A 21737-nucleotide genomic window follows, 5' to 3' on the forward strand; every position below is an offset into this window, starting at 1 on the left:
GCATACCATGAGTTGCGGGGACATCACACGCGGGTGATGTCCCCCTGTGAGCTGGCTTAGCGCAGCAGCAGATAGAGATTCTGATTTCCGCGCATAATGCTGAGGGCGATGACGTCGGGTTTGCCTTCCAGCACCTTGCGCATGTCGGCGAGGGTGCGGGTGCGCTGGCGGTTAATGCCGATAATGACGTCGTCTTTATGCAGGCCGCTCTGCGCCGCCGGACTCTGCGGCGCGACCTCTTCAACGCTGACGCCCGGCGTACCGTCCTTCATCTGGCCGTCGCTCAGCGCCGCGCCGCTGAGGGCAGGGGCCAGCTCTTCGGCAGAGGCGGTCGTGGAAGGGCTCTTATCCAGCGTGACCTCAACGTCAACCGGTTTACCCGCGCGCACCAGGCCGAGCTTCACTTTGGTGCCTGGGGCCGTGGTGGCAATACGCGAGCGCAGTTCGGCAAAGCTGCTGAGCATCTTGCCGTTGAGGCTGACGATCACGTCGCCCGACTGCACGCCGGCCTTCGCTGAACCGGAGCCGGGTACCACTTCGCTAATAAAGGCTCCGCGCTGGACGTTCATCTTCATCGCGCTGGCGATATCGGCATTCATCTCCATGCCCCGTACGCCCAGCAGGCCGCGCTGCACTTCGCCGCTCTGCATAAGCTGATGAGCGAGGGTCATCGCCATGTTACTTGGAATGGCAAAGCCGATACCGATGCTGCCGCCGCCGGAGGCAAGGATCGCCGTGTTCATGCCGATCAGCTCGCCGTTGAGGTTAACCAGCGCGCCGCCGGAGTTGCCGCGGTTTATTGAGGCATCGGTCTGGATAAAGTTCTCCAGCCCCTCAAGGTTCAGCCCGCTGCGCCCCAGCGCCGAGACGATCCCGGAGGTCGCAGTCTGGCCGAGACCGAACGGGTTGCCGACGGCCACGGCGAAATCGCCGACCCGCAGCTTATCGGAGTCGGCGATGGCGATTTGCGTCAGGTGGTCAGCCTTCTGCAGCTGCAGCAGGGCAATATCGCTCTGCTCGTCGCTGCCGACCAGCCTGGCGGTAAATTCCCGGCCATCGTTAAGCAGGATGCTGATTTTCTGCGCGTCGCTGACGACGTGGTTGTTGGTCAGCACGTAGCCTTTGGCGGCGTCAATAATGATACCCGAGCCCAGACCTTCAAACGGCTGAGGCGCCGCATTGGGGGCCGCACCGCCAAAGAAACGCTTCAGTTCATCGGGAACCTGGGGGCCGGCGTCAGGTGCCGCGCTGCCCTCCACCTGCACGCTGACCACGGCAGGCAGCACTTTCGCCAGCATCGGAGCCAGGCTCGGCATCGGCGGCTGGCCGGGGATCTGTGCGGGGAGGGAAGCGAACGCCGGCGCAGCGGCGCCAGATAACAGTCCAATGCTTAATGCCATCGCACGCAGTAAGGGGGTCTTATTTTTCATTGATACGCCTCTAAGGGCTGGATGTATAAATGAATGATAGCCGGGATAAGGAAGGAGACACAGGCGCTATGCGTGCGCCCGTGGTTTTTTTAGCGAATTATTCGCGATGCGCGCCGCCGCGCAGCAGGCCGGATGCGCCTTCTGAATAGTCGCGCGGCATCTGCACCGGCGCCTGATCGTTGCCAGCTTCGGATTCGGCAAGGCGATTGCGGAACGGATTGCTCTCGGCGCTCAGTTCGGGCAGCAGGCTGCTGGAGCTTTTCGCCATGTGCTGATACAGCTGGCGGTAGTCGTGGGCCATGTTATCGAGAAGTTCGGCGCTCTGGGCAAAATGGCTGACCAGCTCTTCGCGATACTCTTCCAGTTCTGCTTTGTTCTTTTCAAGTTCGTACTGCAGGGCCTGCTGCTGGCGTAACTTGCGGTTACCAAAGCGCATTGCGACGGCACCGATGATGATACCGACGACTAAACCAATTAGCGCATATTCCCAGGTCATGAACTTCTCCCGTTGTTTTGTGATTCCGTAGGGTTGGCAGTAAGGCTCATCGCCCGCGCCTGATGATAATGCCACTATAACCGCTATTTCTGTAGAAGTGGAATCCCGGGCGCACATCGCGTAGTGTAGAACGGCTTTTTTTTCGACATATTATGAACGGCCACCTGCGGTTTTTCAGGACATAACAACACGCTATGCAAAGCATGACGCCATCATCGCAATATCTTCAGGCCCTCCGCGAGGGCAGCCACCAGCCCGACGACGTCCAGCGCGATGCCGTCTCCCGGCTCGACGCCATCTATCAGCAGCTGGTCGCCCGGCCAGAGCCGCAGAGCAGCCCCGCCGGCGGCCTGCGGGCAACTTTCAGCAAGCTGCTGGGCAAAAAGGAAGCGCCTGCCGCCGCGCCGCCCGTGCGCGGTCTCTATATGTGGGGCGGCGTCGGGCGCGGCAAGACCTGGCTGATGGACATGTTCTATCAGAGCCTTCCGGGCAGCCGTAAACAGCGCCTGCACTTCCACCGCTTTATGCTGCGGGTGCACGAGGAGCTGACCGCCCTGCAGGGCCACAGCGATCCGCTGGAGATCATCGCCGATACCTTCAAGGCGGAAACGGACGTGCTCTGCTTTGACGAATTTTTTGTTTCCGACATCACCGACGCTATGCTGCTGGGCGGCCTGATGAAGGCGCTGTTCGCCCGGGGTATTACCCTGGTGGCCACCTCGAACATTCCGCCCGATGAGCTATACCGCAACGGTCTGCAGCGCGCGCGCTTTCTGCCGGCGATTGAGGCGATTAAGGCCCACTGCGATATCATGAACGTCGATGCCGGTATCGACTATCGCCTGCGCACGTTGACCCAGGCGCACCTCTGGCTATCGCCCCTTAACGCCGAGACGCAGCAGCAGATGGAGAAGCTGTGGCTGGCCCTGGCAGGTGCGCCGCGCGGGGAAAATCCGCCGGTGCTGGAGGTCAATCACCGGCCGCTGGCGACGCTGGGGGCTGAAAATCAGACCCTGGCGGTCTCCTTTACTACGCTGTGCGCGGAGGCGCGCAGCCAGCATGACTATATTGCGCTTTCCCGCCTCTACAGCGCCGTCATGCTGTTCGACGTCCCGGTGATGACGCCGCTGATGGAGAGCGAAGCGCGGCGTTTTATTGCGCTGGTGGATGAGTTTTACGAGCGCCACGTGAAGCTTGCGGTCAGCGCCGCTGCGCCGCTGTACAGCATTTATCAGGGGGAGCGGCTGAAGTTTGAATTCCAGCGCTGCCTGTCGCGTCTGCAGGAGATGCAGAGCGAGGAGTACCTCAAGCGCGAGCATATGCCCTAGGTTAAAGCGCCGCTCTGCAACAGAAGCGGGGATTTGCACCCTCTCCCCGTGGGAGAGGGGCGGGGTGAGGGCATCCGTCGATACCGCCCGCCAAAAAAGGGGTCGATCTTTAACCCCGACTTCTCTATAATCTTGCGACCCCACGTTACGAGAAGGTTTTTTTCCCGAAACTTTCTAGTGTCGGCATAGGCTATTCGAAGGGGTAGGTTTGCCGGACTTTGTCGTGTGAACCTCAACTTAAGCGTTTGGGTGTTCACCAACGTGTAACTAATTATTTGGGTAAGCTTTTAATGAAAACTTTTACAGCTAAACCAGAAACCGTAAAACGCGACTGGTATGTTGTTGACGCGACCGGTAAAACTCTGGGCCGTCTGGCTACTGAACTGGCTCGTCGCCTGCGCGGTAAGCACAAAGCGGAATATACTCCGCACGTTGATACCGGTGACTACATCATCGTTCTGAACGCAGAAAAAGTTGCTGTTACCGGCAACAAGCGCGAAGACAAAATGTACTACCACCACACCGGCCACATCGGTGGTATCAAAGAAGCGACCTTTGAAGAGATGATTGCCCGCCGTCCTGAGCGTGTGATTGAAATCGCGGTTAAAGGCATGCTGCCAAAAGGCCCGCTGGGTCGTGCTATGTACCGTAAACTGAAAGTTTACGCGGGCAATGAGCACAACCACGCGGCACAGCAACCGCAAGTTCTTGACATCTAATCGGGATTATAGGCAATGGCTGAAAATCAATACTACGGCACTGGTCGCCGCAAAAGTTCCGCAGCTCGCGTGTTCATCAAACCGGGCAACGGCAAAATCGTTATCAACCAGCGTTCTCTGGAACAGTACTTCGGTCGCGAAACTGCCCGCATGGTAGTTCGTCAGCCGCTGGAACTGGTCGACATGGTTGAGAAACTGGATCTGTACATCACTGTTAAAGGTGGTGGTATCTCTGGTCAGGCTGGTGCGATCCGTCACGGTATCACCCGCGCGCTGATGGAGTACGACGAGTCCCTGCGTGGCGAACTGCGTAAAGCAGGCTTCGTTACCCGTGACGCTCGTCAGGTTGAACGTAAGAAAGTCGGCCTGCGTAAAGCACGTCGTCGTCCGCAGTTCTCCAAGCGTTAATTGTTTTCTGCTCAGGCAGAACAATTGGCCAAAAAGCCCGCTTCGGCGGGTTTTTTTATGGATAAATTCTGCCTTATCCACAGCTACTGTCCCTGTTTTTACTCCTTTTTCGGTATTTCCTACATCCCTTCACCACAAAGGCCGTAAAATCTGGTAAACTATCATCCAATTTTCTGCCCAAATGCCGGTGATAGCTCATTTTTTGTCGCGTAAACGGACGAAATACGCTTTCGGCAGGTGGGCCTAAAACATCTGGCTGGCCACGCCGTGGCCGGCAGCAGTACAAATTCTGAATATACCTGGAGGTTTTCATGGCTGTCGCTGCCAACAAACGTTCGGTAATGACGCTGTTTTCTGGTCCTACTGACATCTATAGCCATCAGGTCCGCATTGTGCTGGCCGAAAAAGGTGTCAGCTTTGAGATAGAGCACGTGGAGAAGGACAATCCACCGCAGGATCTGATTGACCTCAACCCGAATCAAAGCGTGCCGACCCTGGTGGATCGTGAGCTGACCCTGTGGGAATCCCGCATCATCATGGAGTACCTCGATGAGCGCTTCCCGCACCCGCCGCTGATGCCGGTTTATCCGGTTGCGCGCGGCGAAAGCCGCCTGTACATGCAGCGCATCGAGAAAGACTGGTACACGCTGTTGAATACCGTTGAGAACGGTACTGCTGCACAGGCCGATGCCGCCCGCAAGCAGCTGCGCGAAGAGCTGCTGGCCATTGCGCCGGTCTTCACGCAGAAGCCGTACTTCCTGAGCGATGAGTTCAGTCTCGTTGACTGCTACCTGGCGCCGCTGCTGTGGCGTCTGCCGGTCATGGGTATTGAGCTGGTTGGCGCCGGTTCGAAGGAGCTGAAGGCCTACATGACGCGCGTCTTTGAGCGTGACTCCTTCCTCGCCTCCCTGACGGAAGCCGAGCGCGAAATGCGCCTGGGCCGGGGTTAACGCCATGGACGTGTCACAGTTGACGCCCCGTCGCCCTTATCTGCTGCGGGCATTCTATGAGTGGCTGCTGGACAACCAGCTTACGCCGCATCTGGTGGTTGACGTGACGCTGCCAGATGTACGCGTCCCTATGGAGTACGCCCGCGACGGGCAGATTGTCCTGAACATCGCGCCGCGCGCGGTAGGCAACCTTGAGCTGTCTAACGACGAGGTGCGCTTCAGCGCGCGCTTCGGCGGCGTGCCGCGCCAGGTATCGGTGCCGCTGGCTGCCGTACTGGCGATATACGCGCGCGAGAACGGCGCCGGTACGATGTTTGAGCCGGAGGCGGCCTACGACGAAGACGCCGTTCAGGTGAATGACGGCGACGCCGGGCAGGACAGCGCTGAACCCGAAACCGTGATGTCGGTTATTGACGGCGATAAGCCTGATAGCGACGACGACCACGATCCGGATGATACGCCGCCGCCGCGCGGCGGTCGTCCGGCGCTGCGGGTCGTGAAGTAAAGCCCGCCAGCAACAGGAAAATGAAAAGGCCCGGCTGCTGATGCACGCCGGGCCTTTTTGATCCGCCGCGTTCGCGGCGGCGTCAGATTACACTTCCAGCCAGTTCATGATCCCGTCGGCCGCCTTGCGGCCTTCGGCGATGGCGGTGACCACCAGATCGGAGCCGCGCACGATGTCGCCGCCGGCAAAGATTTTCGGGTTGCTGGTCTGGAACGGGTTATCGCTGCCTTCCGGCGCGATGACCCGGCCCTGTGAATCCAGCTCAACGCTGTGCTTCTCCAGCCACGACATGCTGTGGGGGCGAAAGCCGAAGGCCATCACCACGGCGTCGGCCGGGATCACGTGCTCGGAGCCGGGGACGATCTCCGCCCGGCGGCGGCCCTTCGCGTCCGGCGCGCCCATTTCGGTACGCGCCATCTTCACGCCGCACACACGGCCGTTGGCGTTAACTTCAACGCCCAGCGGCTGGATGTTGAACTGGAACTCCACGCCCTCTTCGCGGGCGTTCTTCACCTCGCGCTTCGAGCCGGGCATGTTCTGCTCGTCGCGGCGGTAGGCGCAGATGACGTGCGATGCGCCCTGACGAATCGAGGTGCGCACGCAGTCCATCGCCGTATCGCCGCCGCCGAGGACCACCACGCGTTTGCCTTCCATGCTGACGTAGGGCTCGTGCGCGGTTTCGCCGTAGCCCATGATCTGCTTAGTGTTGGCAATCAGGAACGGCAGCGCGTCGAACACGCCTTCTGCATCTTCGTTCTCCAGCCCGCCGCGCATCGACTGATAGGTGCCGACGCCGAGGAAGACTGCGTCATACTCGCCGAGCAGTTCGTCGATCTGCACGTCGCGGCCGACTTCCGTATTGAGCTTAAATTCAATGCCCATATCGGTGAAGATCTCGCGGCGGCGGGTCATCACCTCTTTTTCCAGCTTGAAGGCCGGAATGCCGAAAGTCAGCAGGCCGCCGATCTCCGGGTGGCGGTCAAAGACCACCGCCTTGACGCCGTTGCGGGTCAGCACGTCGGCGCAGGCGAGGCCCGCCGGGCCGGCGCCGATGATGGCGACGCGCTTGCCGGTTGCCTTGACGCCGCTCAGGTCCGGGCGCCAGCCCATTTCGAACGCCTTATCGTTGATGTAGCGTTCGATGTTGCCGATGGTCACCGCGCCGAACTCGTCGTTCAGGGTGCAGGAACCCTCGCACAGGCGGTCCTGGGGACAGACGCGACCGCACACTTCCGGCAGCGTGTTGGTCTGGTGAGACAGCTCTGCCGCTTCAAAAATGCGCCCCTCATTGGCCAGCTTCAACCAGTTGGGAATGTAGTTGTGTACCGGACACTTCCATTCGCAGTACGGGTTGCCGCAGGAGAGGCAGCGGTCCGCCTGCGCCTTGGCCTGGCCCTCCGAGAAGGGCTCATAGATTTCGACAAAATCAATTTTGCGGATCTTCAGCGCTTTTTTCGGCGGATCCACGCGCTGTAAGTCGATAAACTGGTAAACGTTCTGACTCATTACTACCCCTTACTGCGCCTGCACGCGCAGCTCTGCTGCGCTGCGACTACGGTGACCCAACAGTGCTTTGACATCGCTGGACTTCGGCTTAACCAGTGCGAATTTCGCAGAGAACTCCGGCCATCTGGCGAGGATCTCTTCCCCGCGCTGGGAGCCGGTGAGCTGTACGTGCTCAACGATCAGCCCGCGCAGATGCTCCTCATGGATAGCCAGCGAATCGACGTACAGCATCTCCACCAGCTCCGGGTTAACGCGCTTGCGGAATTCGCCGTCTTCGTCGAGTACGTAGGCAAAGCCTCCGGTCATCCCCGCGCCGAAGTTGACGCCGGTTTTGCCGATCACGCAGACGATGCCGCCGGTCATATATTCACAGCCGTTGTCGCCGATGCCTTCCACCACGGTGATGGCGCCAGAGTTGCGCACGCCGAAGCGTTCGCCCGCCCGGCCCGCGGCGTACAGGCGGCCGCCGGTGGCGCCGTACAGACAGGTATTACCGATGATTACGGCTTCGTGGCTGCGGTAGGCGGAGCCCAGCGGCGGACGAATGGCGATAAGGCCTCCCGCCATCCCTTTGCCGACGTAGTCGTTGGCATCGCCGGTCAGGTGCAGCTCCACGCCGCCGGCGTTCCAGACGCCGAAGCTCTGGCCCGCGGTGCCGCTGAAATATGCCTTGATCGGGTCGGACGCCAGGCCCTGATCGCCGTGGGTGCGGGCGATATAGCCGGAGAGCGACGCGCCGACGGAGCGATCGGTGTTGCGGATATCAAACCAGAAGGTTTTGCTCTGCCGCTCGTCCACGAAGGGCTTCGCCTGCTGTAGCAGCTGGGCGTTGAGCACCCCGTTGTCGAACGGCGGGTTGTTCTCGGTGCAGTAGAGCGCCTTGCCTTCGTGCGGCGTGGCGGTCTCCAGCAGTTTGCTCAGGTTAAGCTTCTGCTGTCTGGCGGTGAAGCCCTCCAGCTCCTTGAGCAGGTCGGTGCGGCCAATCAGATCCACCAGCCGCTTAACGCCGAGCTGCGCCATCAGCTCGCGGGTTTCGCGGGCGATAAATTCAAAGTAGTTAGTCACTTTGAACGGCAGGCCGTGGTAGTGGTTCTTACGCAGCTTGTCATCCTGGGTTGCTACGCCGGTCGCGCAGTTGTTCAGGTGGCAGATGCGCAGGTATTTACAGCCCAGCGCCACCATTGGGCCGGTGCCGAAGCCGAAGCTCTCCGCGCCGAGGATCGCCGCCTTGATGATATCGACGCCGGTCTTCAGACCGCCGTCCACCTGCAGACGGATTTTGTGGCGCAGACCGTTGGCCACCAGCGCCTGCTGGGTTTCCACCAGGCCCAGCTCCCACGGGCAGCCCGCGTACTTCACCGAGGTCAGCGGGCTGGCGCCGGTGCCGCCGTCGTAGCCGGCAATGGTAATCAGGTCGGCGTAGGCTTTCGCCACACCGGTGGCGATGGTGCCGACGCCCGGCTCGGACACCAGCTTCACGGAGATAAGCGCCTGCGGATTGACCTGCTTGAGGTCGAAAATCAGCTGCGCCAGATCCTCAATCGAGTAGATATCGTGGTGCGGCGGCGGTGAAATCAGCGTTACGCCCGGCACCGAGTAGCGCAGCTTCGCGATGTACGGCGTCACTTTGTCGCCGGGCAGCTGGCCGCCCTCGCCGGGCTTCGCGCCCTGGGCCACTTTAATCTGGATAACGTCGGCATTCACCAGATAAGCCGGCGTCACGCCGAAGCGGCCGGAGGCGACCTGCTTGATGCGCGACACTTTGTTGGTGCCGTAGCGGGCCGGATCTTCGCCGCCTTCGCCGGAGTTGGAGTTGCCGCCGATGCCGTTCATCGCCTCGGCCAGCGCTTCGTGGGCCTCCGGGCTGAGGGCGCCGATGGACATCGCCGCCGTATCAAAGCGTTTGAACAGTTCCTGCGCCGGTTCGACGTCGTCGATGCTGACCGCAGTATCGCCCGGGTTAATGGCGAGCAGATCGCGCAGGGTGGCCGCCGGACGCTCGTTGACCAGCGCGGCGTACTCCTGATAGTCGGCGTACTCGCCGCTCTGCACCGCTTTCTGCAGGGTGCGCACCACGTCCGGGTTGTAGGCGTGGTATTCGCCGCCGTGGACGTACTTGAGCAGGCCGCCCTGAGAGAGCGGTTTGCGCACCAGCCACGCCAGGCGGGAGAGGTTCTGCAGATCCTGCTGGAAGTCCTCAAAGCCGGCGCCGCCGATGCGGCTGACCACGCCCTGGAAGCAGAGGTCGGAGACGTCATCGTGCAGGCCCACCGCTTCGAACAGCTTCGAGCAGCGGTAGGAGGCGATGGTCGAGATGCCCATTTTGGACATGATTTTGTACAGGCCCTTGTTGATACCGTTGCGATAGTTCAGCATCACCTGGCGGTAGGCTTTTTCAATCACTTTGCCGTCGACCAGCTTGGCCAGGGTCTCATAGGCCAGGTAGGGGTAGATAGCGGTGGCGCCAAAGCCCAGCAGTACGGCGAAGTGGTGCGGATCGCGGGCGCTGGCGGTCTCAACGATGATGTTGGCATCGCAGCGCAGGTTTTTATCCACCAGCCGGGTCTGGATGGCGCCCACCGCCATCGGCGCGGGCACCGGCAGGCGGTTTTTGGCAATATTGCGGTCGGAGAGCACCAGCAGCACCGTGCCGTCGCGCACCATCTGCTCGGCTTTATCGCACAGCGCTCTCACCGTCTCTTCCAGCGTCGCTTCGCCAGCGTCGAAGGTAATGTCCAGCGTATCGGCGCGGTAGTGCTCATCTTCAATGGTGGTCAGCTGCTTAAAGTCGGAGTAGAGCAGGATAGGCGACTTAAAGCTCAGGCGGTGCGCCTGGCCTTCCGCTTCGCAGAAGACGTTCATTTCGCGGCCGATGCTGGTGGCCAGCGACATCACGTGGGCTTCGCGCAGCGGATCGATCGGCGGGTTAGTCACCTGGGCGAACTGCTGGCGGAAGTAGTCATAGATGATACGCGGCTGGCTGGAGAGCACGGCAAACGGCGTGTCGTCGCCCATTGAGCCGACTGCCTCCTGGCCGTTTTCGCCCAGCACGCGGATCACCGTATCCAGCTCTTCCGAGCTGTAGGCAAACTGTTTCTGGTAGCTGGCGAGGGTATCATCATCCATCTCGCGGCTGCCGACCTCGGCGTCTGACAGATCTTCAAACGGCACCAGGCGGCGGACGTTGCGCTCCATCCACTCTTTGTACGGGTGGCGGATCTTCAGATCGTAGTCGGTTTCAGCGGAGTGCAGAATGCGGCCGACGCGGGTGTCGATAACCATCAGCTCGCCCGGGCCGACGCGGCCTTTCTCTACCACTTCGTCCGGCTGGTAGTCCCAGATGCCCACTTCGGAGGCGCAGGTGATCAGCTTGTCTTTGGTGATGACGTAGCGCGCCGGGCGCAGGCCGTTGCGGTCAAGGTTACAGGCGGCGTAGCGGCCGTCCGACATCACGATGCCCGCAGGACCGTCCCACGGCTCCATGTGCATGGAGTTAAAGTCGAAGAAGGCGCGCAGATCCGGGTCCATATCCGGGTTGTTCTGCCAGGCAGGCGGCACCAGCAGGCGCATGGCGCGCACGATATCCATCCCGCCCGCCAGCAGCAGCTCCAGCATGTTATCCATGGAGCTTGAGTCGGAGCCGGTTTCGTTGACGAACGGCGCGGCGTCGTGCAGATCGGGGATCAGCGGCGTCTGGAACTTATAGGTGCGGGCGCGGGCCCACTGGCGGTTGCCGGTGATGGTGTTGATCTCGCCGTTGTGCGCCAGGTAGCGGAACGGCTGGGCCAGCGGCCAGCGCGGTACGGTATTGGTGGAGAAGCGCTGGTGGAACAGGCAGATGGCCGATTCCAGACGCAGGTCCGCGAGGTCCAGGTAGAAGCGCGGCAGATCCGCCGGCATACACAGACCTTTATAGATATTAATCAGGTTCGACAGGCTGCAGACGTAGAACTCTTTATCGTCCAGCAGGCGCTTTTCGATGCGGCGGCGGGCGATAAACAGGCGGCGCTCCATATCGCGCGGGCGCCAGCCTGCCGGGGCGTTAACGAAGATCTGCTCAATGCGCGGCAGCGAGGAGAGGGCCACTTCACCCAGTACACCCTCATTGGTCGGGACATCGCGCCAGCCGGCAATCGACAGCGTTTCGCGCTGCAGCTCTTCTTCCACCACTTTACGGGCGGCGCTGGCCAGGGCGGTGTCCTTATTCAGGAACAGCATCCCGACCGCGTAGTTTTTGGCTAAGCGCCAGCCGCGCTCTTCGGCGACCATGCGGAAGAAGCGATCGGGTTTTTGCAGCAGCAGGCCGCAGCCGTCGCCGGTTTTACCGTCGGCCAGGATCGCTCCGCGATGCTGCATACGCGCCAGCGCGTGGATCGCAGTACGCACAACCTTGTGGCTAGGTTCGCCTTCTATGTGGGCGATCAGGCCGAAACCACAGTTATCTCTCTCAAGAGACTTATCGTACAACATATCAGTGAACCTCCCCAGGCTCTACGGATGCACTCTGATGCCGGCGCACGCGGGCGCAAAAAGGGCAGGGCGGCGGGGCACGGGCCACGCATTCGCCCTCTTACAATCCTTTCGTTTCGGTAAACAAGTATTCGGACTTGCTATCAGAGGGAATCTCAATTACTGCATAAATATGATGAGCAGACCGCTCATCGAGAAAGCTTCCAGCGGATCCTCAACTTATCGGGAATATTCACGCAGGTCAAATGGCAAGCTTATTTATGAAAAAGTATGCTATATGTCATCTAACTATATAATAGATAACATATTTGTTTTGTTTTTAGATTGTATTTATCCCTTTGCGGGCAAAGAGGTTATGTGATCTGACTCACTATCTGACGGGGCTGGCGTGGAGGGTCTGTGCTGAACTGCTTTTTATTTGCAGATTATTATTCTGCTAAGGCGGTTAAACCCGCATGATGTCACTGTTTTTAAGCCGTGGAGACAATAGTGAAAAAAGCGCGTTCGGCATAAGAAAAAGTAATCACCTTTCAGGTGAATGAAATCGCGTTTATCGTGACTGATTATGCAACGGATGTATTGCCCCCGCGGCGCTTGATCCAGGTCATCGCCGTCAGAGACTAAAAATGGCAGGCTTGCCCCCTTTCTTCGGGGCGGCCTATCAGATTATGCAGTTACAGAAATTAGTCAATATGTTTGGTGGGGATCTCAAGCGGCGCTACGGCGAAAAGGTCCACAAGCTGACCCTGCACGGCGGTTTTAGCTGCCCGAACCGCGACGGTACGCTCGGACGCGGCGGCTGCACCTTCTGTAACGTGGCGTCCTTTGCCGACGAGGCGCAGCAGCATCGCTCTATCGCCGACCAGCTGGCCCACCAGGCGCAGCGGGTTAACCGCGCCCGGCGCTACCTGGCCTACTTTCAGGCCTACACCAGCACCTTTGCCGAGGTCCAGGTGCTGCGCGGGATGTACCAGCAGGCGGTCAGCCAGGCGAATATTGTCGGCCTCTGCGTCGGGACGCGCCCCGATTGCGTGCCGGGGGCGGTACTGGATCTGCTGTGCGAATATAAAGAGCAGGGCTATGAGGTCTGGCTGGAGCTGGGCCTGCAGAGCGCGCTGGATAAAACGCTGCATCGCATCAACCGCGGGCATGATTTTGCCTGCTATCAGCAAACCACCCGGCAGGCGCGGGCGCGCGGCCTGAAAGTGTGCGCGCATCTGATCGTCGGCCTGCCCGGTGAGGGACAGCCCGAGTGTATGCAGACCCTGGCGCGGGTTGTCGACGCCGGCGTTGACGGCATCAAGCTGCATCCGCTGCATATCGTCACCGGCAGCACGATGGCAAAAGCCTGGCAGGCCGGGCGGCTCGACGGCATTGCGCTGGAGGCGTATACGACGATCGCCGGAGAGATGATCCGCCATACGCCGCCGGAGGTTATCTACCACCGCATCTCCGCCAGCGCCCGCCGCCCTACGCTGCTGGCGCCCCTGTGGTGCGAAAATCGCTGGACCGGCATGGTAGAGCTGGACCGCTATCTGAGCCTGCACGGCGTTCAGGGATCGGCGCTGGGCACGCCCTGGCTGGGGTAGACCAGGCGCATCACCCCGCAATTTTCCGCACAACCTTCAACGCGTTGCTCAGAATTGAGTATTATTGAGCGACGTTGTGGTGAAGGAAACTCCTATGAAGCAAATCCGTAAGCTTGCGCAGTACTATGTCGACCTGATGATGAAGCTCGGCCTGGTACGCTTTTCCATGCTGCTGGCGCTGGCGCTAGTGGTGCTGGCGATTGTGGTTCAGATGGCGGTAACGATGGTGCTTCATGGCCAGGTCGAAAGCATCGACGTTATTCGCTCCATCTTCTTTGGTCTGCTGATCACGCCCTGGGCGGTCTATTTTCTCTCGGTGGTGGTCGAACAGCTGGAGGAGTCCCGCCAGCGGCTCTCCAATCTGGTGGCGAAGCTTGAGGAGATGCGCGACAGGGATCTTAAGCTCAATGTCCAGCTTAAGGACAATATCGCCCAGCTCAACCAGGAGATAAGCGACCGCGAAAAAGCCGAGGCGGAGCGCCGCACCACCCTGGAGCAGCTGCGCATTGAGATGCAGGAGCGCGCGGAGACCCAAATTCAGCTTGAGCAGCAGTCATCGTTTCTGCGCTCGTTTCTCGACGCCTCGCCGGACCTGGTGTTCTACCGCAACGAAGACAAAGAATTTTCCGGCTGCAACCGCGCGATGGAGCTGCTGACCGGCAAAAGCGAAAAGCAGCTGGTTAACCTGCGCCCGCAGGACGTCTATTCTGAAGAGGCGGCCGCAAAAGTCATCGAAACCGATGAGAAGGTATTCCGCCACAACGTTTCTCTGACCTACGAACAGTGGCTCGACTATCCCGACGGCCGCAAGGCCTGCTTTGAAATTCGCAAAGTGCCCTATTACGATCGCGTCGGCAAGCGCCACGGCCTGATGGGCTTTGGCCGCGATATTACCGGGCGTAAGCGCTATCAGGACGCGCTGGAGCGCGCCAGCCGGGATAAGACCACTTTTATCTCTACTATCAGCCACGAGCTGCGTACGCCCCTTAACGGCATCGTGGGCCTGAGCCGCATCCTGATGGATACCGAGCTGACCGCCGAACAGGAGAAATACCTCAAAACCATCCACGTCTCGGCGGTGACGCTCGGCAATATCTTCAACGATATTATCGATATGGATAAAATCGAGCGCCGCAAGGTGCAGCTCGATAACCAGCCGGTGGACTTTACCGGCATCCTTTCAGACCTGGAAAACCTTTCCGGCCTGCAGGCGCAGCAGAAGGGGCTGCGCTTCGTCATGGAGCCGACCCTGCCGCTGCCGCATAAAGTCATTACCGACGGCACGCGCCTGCGCCAGATCCTGTGGAACCTGATCAGCAATGCGGTCAAGTTTACCCAGCAGGGGAGCGTCACGGTGCGCATCTGCTACCAGCAGGGCGATATGCTGCGCTTCGAGGTGGAAGATTCCGGGATCGGGATCCCGCAGGAGGAGCAGGATAAGATCTTCGCCATGTACTATCAGGTTAAAGACAGCCAGGGCGGCAAGCCGGCAACCGGCACCGGCATCGGCCTTGCGGTATCGCGCCGCCTGGCGAAGAGTATGGGCGGCGATATCACCGTCGCCAGCCAGCCGGGGAAAGGCTCTACCTTCACGCTCACCGTCCATGCGCCGGCGGTGGCGGAAGAGGTGGAGGATACCCTCAGCGACGACGAAATGCCGCTGCCGGCCCTGCACGTGCTGCTGGTTGAGGATATTGAACTTAACGTTATCGTCGCCCGCTCGGTGCTGGAGAAGCTCGGCAACACCGTGGACGTGGCGATGACCGGCAAGGCGGCGCTGGAGATGTTCGCGCCGGGCGAATATGACCTGGTGCTGCTGGATATTCAGCTGCCGGACATGACCGGACTGGATATCTCCCGCGAGCTTAAAAAGCGCTACCAGGCGGACGATCTGCCGCCGCTGGTGGCCCTGACGGCCAACGTGCTGAAGGACAAGAAAGAGTATCTTGATGCCGGGATGGACGATGTGCTCAGCAAACCGCTGGCCGTGCCGGCCCTGACCGCAATGATCCAGAAGTTCTGGGATACCCGTAATGATGAGGAGAACAGCGTGGCGGAAATCGACAGCAGTAAAGCGCAGAGCGTACTGGATACCGACATGCTCGACCAGTATATCGAGCTGGTGGGGCCGAAGCTTATCACCGACGGTCTGGCGGTGTTTGAGAAGATGATGCCGGGCTATCTGGCGGTGCTGGAGTCCAATCTCACCGCCCGCGACCAGAAGGGCATTGTTGAAGAGGGGCACAAGATTAAAGGTGCCGCGGGATCGGTCGGCCTGCGCCATATCCAGCAGCTGGGACAGCAGATCCAGTCACCCGATTTACCCGCGTGGTGGGATAACGTCGGCGAGTGGGTCGAAGAGATGAAAACCGAGTGGCAGCAGGACGTGGCGACGCTCAGGGCATGGGTTGCCGGAAAGTAGAAAAAAATGACCCCGGCCAGGCCGGGGTGCGCGAACGTTGCGCCAACACCAGGGAAATCGTAGCCGCGCTTAATCATTCGAATAAATTTTAGGCGCACGCAGCCGGTGAATGGTTACACGCTGATAAAGATAGCAAAGCTTGCGGTAAATGTTACATAAATCAGTAAAATATGTGAAGCGTAGCGGTTTAATCACAATTATTAATTACCTGGTCCTACCAAAAATAAGGGAGACGCGTAATGAAAAAAATCGGCGTAGTACTGAGCGGCAGCGGCGTTTACGACGGCAGCGAGATACATGAGGCGGTCATCACTCTGCTGGCTATCGCCCGCAGTGGTGCTCAGGCGGTCTGCTTTGCGCCGGACAAGAGCCAGGCCGATGTGGTGAACCACCTCGCCGCAGAGCCGGCCTGCGAACAGCGGAACGTACTGATTGAGTCCGCGCGAATTGCCCGCGGCGATATTCAGCCGCTGAGCGGCGCGCGGGCAGAGGAACTGGACGCGCTGATTGTTCCCGGCGGTTTCGGTGCGGCGAAAAACCTCTGCACCTTTGCCGCCGAAGGCAGCGCCTGCCGCGTCGATGAAAGTCTGAAGGCGCTGGCCCTCGCGCTGCACCAGGCGGGCAAGCCGCTGGGCTTTATGTGCATTGCGCCGGCGATGCTGCCGAAGATTTTTGACGTTCCGCTGCGTATTACTATCGGTACCGATATTGATACCGCCGAGGTGCTGGAGGAGATGGGCGCCGAGCACGTTCCCTGCCCGGTGGACGATATCGTGGTTGATGAAGATAACAAGGTGGTGACGACACCCGCTTATATGCTGGCGCAGAATATTGCCGAAGCGGCGACCGGTATTGAGAAGCTGGTGGCGCGCGTGCTGGCGCTGAGCGAATGAGCCAGCGCCGGTCTCCGGCAGGATGGTTGCGCCGTATTCTGCTGCGCGCCGTTCTGCTGCTGGCGGTCGTCTGGGGCGGCGGTATTCTGCTGTTCAGCGTTGTGCCGGTACCTTTTTCGGCGGTGATGGTCGAGCGGCAGCTCGGGGCCTGGCTCAGCGGCGATTTTGGCTACGTGGCGCACTCTGACTGGGTTGGCATGGATGAGATCTCGCCGTGGATGGGGCTTGCGGTCATCGCCGCTGAAGATCAGAAGTTCCCTGAGCACTGGGGTTTTGACGTGGCGGCTATTGAAAAGGCGCTGGCGCATAACGAGCGCAGCGATAGCCGCATTCGCGGGGCATCGACGCTCTCGCAGCAGACGGCGAAAAACGTTTTTCTGTGGGACGGCCGCAGCTGGCTGCGCAAGGGGCTTGAGGCGGGGCTGACGGTCGGGATCGAAACGGTGTGGAGCAAGCGGCGGATCCTGACGGTCTATCTGAACGTAGCGGAGTTTGGCAACGGCGTGTTCGGCGTCGAGGCAGCGGCGCAGCGCTATTTCCACAAGCCCGCCAGCCGGTTGACCATGTCGGAAGCCGCGCTGCTGGCCGCCGTGCTGCCGAATCCGCTTCGCTTTCGCGCTGATGCCCCTTCAGGCTACGTGCGCAGCCGCCAGGCGTGGATTATGCGCCAGATGGGGCAGCTCGGCGGCGAAGGCTTTATGGACCGCCACCGGCTGCGATAGATTATGCCGTGACTTTTTGCCGGGCTGAAATGCCATCTCTGCCGCCGTCGCCGCTGCTCTTCAGCGCGGTTGCCAGCGCCGGCTGCCTGAGAAATCGCTGCCACAGGCGCGCCTGCTTGCGGTGGCAAAACCACGCAGACCAGGTCGCCACGGGCAAAAACGTGCTCTCGCCAATGTTGTCGCAGACCACCGGCACCACTTCCGACTCGCTGATGCGCTGGCAAAGGATGTTCTGCGGCTTCAGCGTCATGGTTACGATGCGATTTTCATACAGATAGGTTTTCAGCGCTTTCAGCAATTGGCGAAGCGTGCGGAAATCTTCTTCATAGTGGCAGTTTTCCGCAAACTCGGTCATGGTTACTGAGGGCTTACCGTCAAAGTCCAGAATCGCGTCGTACACGTAGCCGGTACCGCAGTCGGTTTCAACCGTGCCGTAGTAGCGCGGAAGGCCGCGCCAGTCCTGCAGACGACGTGACAGATGGCGGTAGTAGCCCAGTTCGCGCTTGATTTCTTTATCGCCGCCGCTCTCGCTGTTGTAGACGACTTTAATGCAGCGGGCAGGGTCCGTCGGATGCGAGTAGCATTTGCGGTGTCTGCCGGTGCCGAGCGGCTTAGTTTCAGATAAATGGATCATGGGCCTTCCCTTTTTCGGTTAATTCCTGGAATTAGCCCTAAATTTAGCGCAAACCGGCGCCTTAAGGTTTTCTTAATATTTATATGGGTAGGTAAAGAGCACTTTTTGTTCGTCACTCCGTACATAAGGTATAAAAAAACGCCTTTCGGCGTCTTTTTGGAATAAGAGAAAGCGCGGTGGAATCAGTCTTCGTCAAAGCCGGCGTTGAACAGCGCAATCACCGCCGCGAGGGCCTCTTTTTCCTGCGGACCGGTAGCGACAATTTCAATCTGGCGGCCCTTTGCCGAGTCCAGCATCAGCAGGGCGATGACGCTGCTGGCCTCCGCTTCTGTGCCCTCATCGTTGCGCAGCAGCACTTCGGCATCATAATCCTGCACCAGTTCGAACAGCTTCATCGCCGGGCGGGCGTGCATACCCAGCCGGTTGGTGATCTCAACGGTTTGCTTAACGGTCATGATTTGCGTTTTTCCAGCGTTCTGTGCCGGGACTGGACGTTCTTGCCGCGGGAGCGGAAGTAGTCCGCGAGCTGCTCGGCAACGTAGACAGAGCGGTGTTTACCGCCGGTACAGCCGACGGCCACCGTCAGATAGCTGCGGTTGTTGGTTTCCAGCATCGGCAGCCAGAGTTCAAGATAGCTGCGGGTCTGATAGATGAAGTTATGGACTTCGGTATGCCGATCGAGGAAGGCCGCCACCGGCTTGTCGAGTCCGGTCATCGGACGCAGCTTGGGATCCCAGTGCGGGTTCGGCAGAAAGCGCACGTCGAACACGTAGTCGGCGTCAATGGGAATGCCGTGCTTGAAGCCAAAGGACTCGAAGACCATCGTCAGTTCGCGCTCGCGCTTGCCCAGCAGTCGGGTGCGCAGCATTTCCGCCAGTTCGTGAACGGACATCTCCGAGGTATCGACGATCAGATCCGCCCGCGAGCGCAGCGGTTCCAGAAGATCGCTCTCCTGATCGATGGCGCTTTCCAGCGACAGATTTTTGCTTGAGAGCGGGTGCAGGCGGCGGGTATCGCTGTAGCGGCGGATAAGCGTATTGCGGTCGGCATCAAGAAACAGCAGCTGCGGCGAGAAATCCTCGGGCAGGTTTGCCATGGCCGTTTCGAAGATCTCCGGAGATTCTGGCATATTGCGCACGTCGATGCTGACGGCGGCGGAGATTTGGCGATCGGCCAGGCTTTTTGCCAGCTCCGGCAGCAGCACCACCGGCAGGTTATCGACGCAGTAGAACCCCATATCCTCCAGCGCGCGCAGGGCGACGGATTTCCCTGAGCCGGAGCGTCCGCTGACGATCATCAGGACCATGCGATATTTCTCCTTTGCGCCGAAGCGGCAGCGTTATGCGTCGTCATCATCGCCTTCTTCACCGGTAATTATCCTGTACAGCTCTTCGTCGCTCTGCGCGCCGCGCAGGCGGCGGCAGATAGTTTTATCCGCCAGCCGTTTCGCCACCAGAGAGAGCGTGTGCAGATGCGTTTTCGTCTGATCGGCAGGCACCAGCAGGGCAAACAGCAGGTCCACAGGCTGATTATCGATGGCATCGAAGGCAATGGGCGTCTCAAGCTGGACAAACACGCCGACCGCCCGCAGCGTATCCTCCTCGAGCTTGCCGTGAGGGATCGCAATGCCGTTGCCAATGCCGGTACTGCCCATCTTTTCACGGGTCAGTATCGCTTCGAAAACCACCTGCGGCGGCAGGCTCAGCTGTTTGGCCGCCATTTCGCTGATGATTTCGAGCGCGCGTTTTTTACTCTGGCAGTGGACGCCACTGCGGGTACATTCCTGGTTAAGGACAGTGCTCAGTTGCAGAGCGGGATCGTTGTTCATCATAATTTCACCTGCGTTTCGCCCGCCCCGGTTAACCGGAGCGGGCGAACGCCCGGACGATTAGTGTTGTTTTAGTTTGTCTTTGTGCTTGTTCAGCTGCCGCGCCAGCTTATCGATGAGGCCGTCGATAGCGGCATACATATCCTGCCCTTCCGCACTGGCATGGATTTCGCCCCCGTTAACGTGCAGGTTGGCATCCGCGATATGGGTCACCTTTTCCACTTTTAACACCACGTAGACCTGATTTATCCGTTCGAAGTACTGCTCCAGCTTGGCAAACTTCGTGTTCACGAAATCGCGCATGGCCTCAGTAATTTCGACGTTATGGCCGGTGATATTGAGCTGCATAGTGTCTTCCTTATCGGTTGTGTCAGACCAGCTGTTTACGCTGATTTGACGGCGGAATGGATAAAGACTCTCGGTACTTTGCAACGGTGCGGCGTGCCACCATGATACCCTGCTCGGACAGCATGGTAGTCAGCTTACTGTCGCTCAGCGGTTTCGCGGGATTTTCCGCGGCAATTAATTTCTTCACCAGCGCGCGAATGGCCGTCGAGGAGGCTTCGCCGCCGCCCTCGGTGCTTACGTGGCTGGAGAAGAAATACTTAAGCTCAAAAATGCCCCTCGGGCTGTGGAGATATTTCTGCGTGGTGACGCGAGAAATCGTGGATTCGTGCATCTCGACGGCCTGGGCGATGTCCGCCAGCACCATCGGCTTCATAAACTCTTCGCCCTGATCAAAGAACGCCTGCTGTTGCTCGACGATGCAGCGGCTGACCCGCAGCAGGGTATCGTTGCGGCTCTCAAGGCTCTTAATCAGCCACTTCGCTTCCTGCAGATTGCTGCGGATAAACTGGCTGTCGGCGTCGCTGCGCGCGCTATTGCACATCCCGGCGTAGTGCTGGTTAATCTGCAGGCGCGGAATGCTGTCGGAGTTCAGTTCGACGGTCCAGCGGCCGCTCACCTTGCGCACCAGCACGTCGGGGATGACGTACTCCGGTTCGCCGGTCTGAATCGACTGTCCCGGACGCGGGTCGAGGGACTGTATAAGCGTGACCGCCTCTTTCAGCACCTCTTCGCGCATGCGGGTCACGCGCATCAGGCTGCGAAAGTCGTGGTTCGCCAGCAGATCCAGATGATCGCTGACGATACTTCTGGCTTCCGCCAGCCAGGGCGTATCGCTGGCGTACTGGGAGAGCTGAATCAGCAGGCAGTCGCGGAGATCTTTCGCCGCCACGCCAATCGGATCGAAGCGCTGGATGCGCTTGAGGACCGCTTCAACTTCTTCAATGTCGATATCCGCATCGCCGATGCTTTCAAGGATATCTTCGATAGGGATAGTGAGGTAGCCGGTGTCGTCTACGGCATCAACGATGGAGGTGGCAATGGCGCGGTCGGTGTCCGAGAAGGGCGTCAGCTCCACCTGCCACATCAGATAGTCCTGCAGCGACTGGGTGGTTTCACCCTGATAGACGGGCAGCTCGTCGTCCTGATAATCGACGCCATTTCCCGAGGGGGTGCCAGCGGTGTATATCTCATCCCAGCTGGCATCAAGAGGCAGCTCCTCCGGCATCTCTTTCTGCTCAAGCGCATCGACGCTGTCTAGCGCTTCGGTATCGGCACTTTCAGGCGACTCAACTTCTTCGTGAAGATCGGTTTGCTCAAGCAGGGGATTGCTCTCGAGCGCCTGCTGGAGCTCCTGCTGAAGTTCCAGCGTAGAGAGCTGCAGCAGACGAATAGCCTGCTGCAATTGCGGCGTCATGGCGAGCTGTTGGCTGAGCCTTAGTTGCAAACCTTGCTTCATAATCAGAATCAATTTCTCCGGGCAGAACGTCGA

19 protein-coding genes are annotated in these 21737 nt (G+C 59.6%); 9 read left to right on the forward strand and 10 right to left on the reverse strand.

Annotated features, from left to right (window positions below; genetic code table 11):
- Nucleotides 1-56: 56 nt before the first annotated feature.
- Both degQ and zapG read right to left on the reverse strand, forming a co-directional pair.
- The gene (degQ, locus tag ENGE1_RS02605) at nt 57-1430 is read right to left on the reverse strand and encodes a serine endoprotease DegQ (RefSeq protein WP_043080908.1); all 1374 of its coding nucleotides are present in this window, start codon (nt 1428-1430) and stop codon (nt 57-59) included.
- Between the two features lie 97 nt (nt 1431-1527).
- Nucleotides 1528-1926, reverse strand: a complete 399-nt coding sequence (gene zapG, locus ENGE1_RS02610; RefSeq protein WP_043080907.1) for a Z-ring associated protein ZapG — start codon at nt 1924-1926, stop codon at nt 1528-1530.
- 194 nt (nt 1927-2120) lie between these two features.
- On the opposite strand from zapG, the gene zapE reads away from it, so the two are divergent.
- From zapE to sspB, 5 genes are all read left to right on the forward strand, one after another.
- Entirely contained in the window at nt 2121-3254 is a 1134-nt protein-coding gene (gene zapE, locus ENGE1_RS02615) for a cell division protein ZapE (RefSeq protein ID WP_048253829.1), read from the forward strand.
- Nucleotides 3255-3544: 290 nt separating this feature from the next.
- The gene (gene rplM, locus ENGE1_RS02620) at nt 3545-3973 is read left to right on the forward strand and encodes a 50S ribosomal protein L13 (protein ID WP_002918559.1); all 429 of its coding nucleotides are present in this window, start codon (nt 3545-3547) and stop codon (nt 3971-3973) included.
- A 15-nt stretch (nt 3974-3988) separates the two neighbouring features.
- A complete protein-coding gene (gene rpsI / locus ENGE1_RS02625) occupies nt 3989-4381 on the forward strand; it encodes a 30S ribosomal protein S9 (RefSeq protein ID WP_000829815.1) in 393 nt (130 codons plus the stop codon).
- 311 nt (nt 4382-4692) lie between these two features.
- Nucleotides 4693-5331, forward strand: a complete 639-nt coding sequence (gene sspA / locus ENGE1_RS02630; RefSeq protein ID WP_043080905.1) for a stringent starvation protein SspA — start codon at nt 4693-4695, stop codon at nt 5329-5331.
- A 4-nt stretch (nt 5332-5335) separates the two neighbouring features.
- The gene (sspB, locus tag ENGE1_RS02635; protein WP_043080904.1) at nt 5336-5836 is read left to right on the forward strand and encodes a ClpXP protease specificity-enhancing factor; all 501 of its coding nucleotides are present in this window, start codon (nt 5336-5338) and stop codon (nt 5834-5836) included.
- A gap of 87 nt (nt 5837-5923) precedes the next feature.
- Here the strand turns inward: sspB and ENGE1_RS02640 are convergent, their stop codons facing one another.
- On the reverse strand, nt 5924-7342 hold the full coding sequence (locus ENGE1_RS02640; RefSeq protein ID WP_045288759.1) for a glutamate synthase small subunit: 1419 nt from the start codon (nt 7340-7342) through the stop codon (nt 5924-5926).
- 9 nt (nt 7343-7351) lie between these two features.
- Entirely contained in the window at nt 7352-11812 is a 4461-nt protein-coding gene (gene gltB / locus ENGE1_RS02645) for a glutamate synthase large subunit (protein ID WP_106912758.1), read from the reverse strand.
- A gap of 668 nt (nt 11813-12480) precedes the next feature.
- On the opposite strand from gltB, the gene ENGE1_RS02655 reads away from it, so the two are divergent.
- The 4 genes from ENGE1_RS02655 to mtgA all read left to right on the forward strand — a co-directional run bounded on the left by ENGE1_RS02655 (nt 12481) and on the right by mtgA (nt 17438).
- Complete coding sequence (locus ENGE1_RS02655) at nt 12481-13401, forward strand: TIGR01212 family radical SAM protein (RefSeq protein WP_048284012.1); 921 nt, start codon at nt 12481-12483, stop codon at nt 13399-13401.
- 94 nt (nt 13402-13495) lie between these two features.
- Nucleotides 13496-15823, forward strand: coding sequence for an aerobic respiration two-component sensor histidine kinase ArcB (arcB, locus tag ENGE1_RS02660; RefSeq protein ID WP_064360540.1), 2328 nt, complete (start codon nt 13496-13498; stop codon nt 15821-15823).
- Between the two features lie 239 nt (nt 15824-16062).
- A complete protein-coding gene (gene elbB / locus ENGE1_RS02665) occupies nt 16063-16716 on the forward strand; it encodes an isoprenoid biosynthesis glyoxalase ElbB (protein WP_043080900.1) in 654 nt (217 codons plus the stop codon).
- The gene (gene mtgA / locus ENGE1_RS02670; protein WP_048253827.1) at nt 16713-17438 is read left to right on the forward strand and encodes a monofunctional biosynthetic peptidoglycan transglycosylase; all 726 of its coding nucleotides are present in this window, start codon (nt 16713-16715) and stop codon (nt 17436-17438) included. The genes elbB and mtgA overlap by 4 nt, the downstream gene beginning before the upstream one ends.
- Nucleotide 17439: 1 nt before the next feature.
- Here mtgA and yrbL read toward each other — a convergent pair whose 3' ends face one another.
- The 6 genes from yrbL to rpoN all read right to left on the reverse strand — a co-directional run bounded on the left by yrbL (nt 17440) and on the right by rpoN (nt 21704).
- Entirely contained in the window at nt 17440-18072 is a 633-nt protein-coding gene (yrbL, locus tag ENGE1_RS02675; RefSeq protein ID WP_048253826.1) for a PhoP regulatory network protein YrbL, read from the reverse strand.
- Between the two features lie 182 nt (nt 18073-18254).
- Nucleotides 18255-18527, reverse strand: a complete 273-nt coding sequence (gene npr / locus ENGE1_RS02680) for a PTS phosphocarrier protein NPr (protein WP_045288765.1) — start codon at nt 18525-18527, stop codon at nt 18255-18257.
- Complete coding sequence (rapZ, locus tag ENGE1_RS02685) at nt 18524-19378, reverse strand: RNase adapter RapZ (protein ID WP_043080896.1); 855 nt, start codon at nt 19376-19378, stop codon at nt 18524-18526. Before rapZ ends, npr begins: the two co-directional genes overlap by 4 nt.
- 33 nt (nt 19379-19411) lie before the next feature.
- Nucleotides 19412-19903, reverse strand: a complete 492-nt coding sequence (gene ptsN / locus ENGE1_RS02690) for a PTS IIA-like nitrogen regulatory protein PtsN (RefSeq protein WP_043080895.1) — start codon at nt 19901-19903, stop codon at nt 19412-19414.
- 57 nt (nt 19904-19960) lie between these two features.
- Complete coding sequence (hpf, locus tag ENGE1_RS02695) at nt 19961-20248, reverse strand: ribosome hibernation promoting factor (protein WP_043080894.1); 288 nt, start codon at nt 20246-20248, stop codon at nt 19961-19963.
- A 22-nt stretch (nt 20249-20270) separates the two neighbouring features.
- Nucleotides 20271-21704, reverse strand: a complete 1434-nt coding sequence (gene rpoN, locus ENGE1_RS02700) for an RNA polymerase factor sigma-54 (RefSeq protein ID WP_043086293.1) — start codon at nt 21702-21704, stop codon at nt 20271-20273.
- Nucleotides 21705-21737: the final 33 nt, after the last annotated feature.

This window comes from Pluralibacter gergoviae ATCC 33028 = NBRC 105706 (assembly GCF_001598855.1).
GTDB lineage: Bacteria > Pseudomonadota > Gammaproteobacteria > Enterobacterales > Enterobacteriaceae > Pluralibacter > Pluralibacter gergoviae.

Coding starts and splice junctions, on each gene's coding strand:
- ptsN (WP_043080895.1), bottom strand. CDS start 19,903: ATGATGAACAACGATCCCGCTCTGCAACTGAGCACTGTCCTTAACCAG.
- rplM (WP_002918559.1), top strand. CDS start 3,545: ATGAAAACTTTTACAGCTAAACCAGAAACCGTAAAACGCGACTGGTAT.
- zapG (WP_043080907.1), bottom strand. CDS start 1,926: ATGACCTGGGAATATGCGCTAATTGGTTTAGTCGTCGGTATCATCATC.
- arcB (WP_064360540.1), top strand. CDS start 13,496: ATGAAGCAAATCCGTAAGCTTGCGCAGTACTATGTCGACCTGATGATG.
- mtgA (WP_048253827.1), top strand. CDS start 16,713: ATGAGCCAGCGCCGGTCTCCGGCAGGATGGTTGCGCCGTATTCTGCTG.
- elbB (WP_043080900.1), top strand. CDS start 16,063: ATGAAAAAAATCGGCGTAGTACTGAGCGGCAGCGGCGTTTACGACGGC.
- degQ (WP_043080908.1), bottom strand. CDS start 1,430: ATGAAAAATAAGACCCCCTTACTGCGTGCGATGGCATTAAGCATTGGA.
- ENGE1_RS02640 (WP_045288759.1), bottom strand. CDS start 7,342: ATGAGTCAGAACGTTTACCAGTTTATCGACTTACAGCGCGTGGATCCG.
- npr (WP_045288765.1), bottom strand. CDS start 18,527: ATGACCGTTAAGCAAACCGTTGAGATCACCAACCGGCTGGGTATGCAC.
- hpf (WP_043080894.1), bottom strand. CDS start 20,248: ATGCAGCTCAATATCACCGGCCATAACGTCGAAATTACTGAGGCCATG.
- rapZ (WP_043080896.1), bottom strand. CDS start 19,378: ATGGTCCTGATGATCGTCAGCGGACGCTCCGGCTCAGGGAAATCCGTC.
- sspB (WP_043080904.1), top strand. CDS start 5,336: ATGGACGTGTCACAGTTGACGCCCCGTCGCCCTTATCTGCTGCGGGCA.
- rpsI (WP_000829815.1), top strand. CDS start 3,989: ATGGCTGAAAATCAATACTACGGCACTGGTCGCCGCAAAAGTTCCGCA.
- rpoN (WP_043086293.1), bottom strand. CDS start 21,704: ATGAAGCAAGGTTTGCAACTAAGGCTCAGCCAACAGCTCGCCATGACG.
- yrbL (WP_048253826.1), bottom strand. CDS start 18,072: ATGATCCATTTATCTGAAACTAAGCCGCTCGGCACCGGCAGACACCGC.
- ENGE1_RS02655 (WP_048284012.1), top strand. CDS start 12,481: ATGCAGTTACAGAAATTAGTCAATATGTTTGGTGGGGATCTCAAGCGG.
- sspA (WP_043080905.1), top strand. CDS start 4,693: ATGGCTGTCGCTGCCAACAAACGTTCGGTAATGACGCTGTTTTCTGGT.
- zapE (WP_048253829.1), top strand. CDS start 2,121: ATGCAAAGCATGACGCCATCATCGCAATATCTTCAGGCCCTCCGCGAG.
- gltB (WP_106912758.1), bottom strand. CDS start 11,812: ATGTTGTACGATAAGTCTCTTGAGAGAGATAACTGTGGTTTCGGCCTG.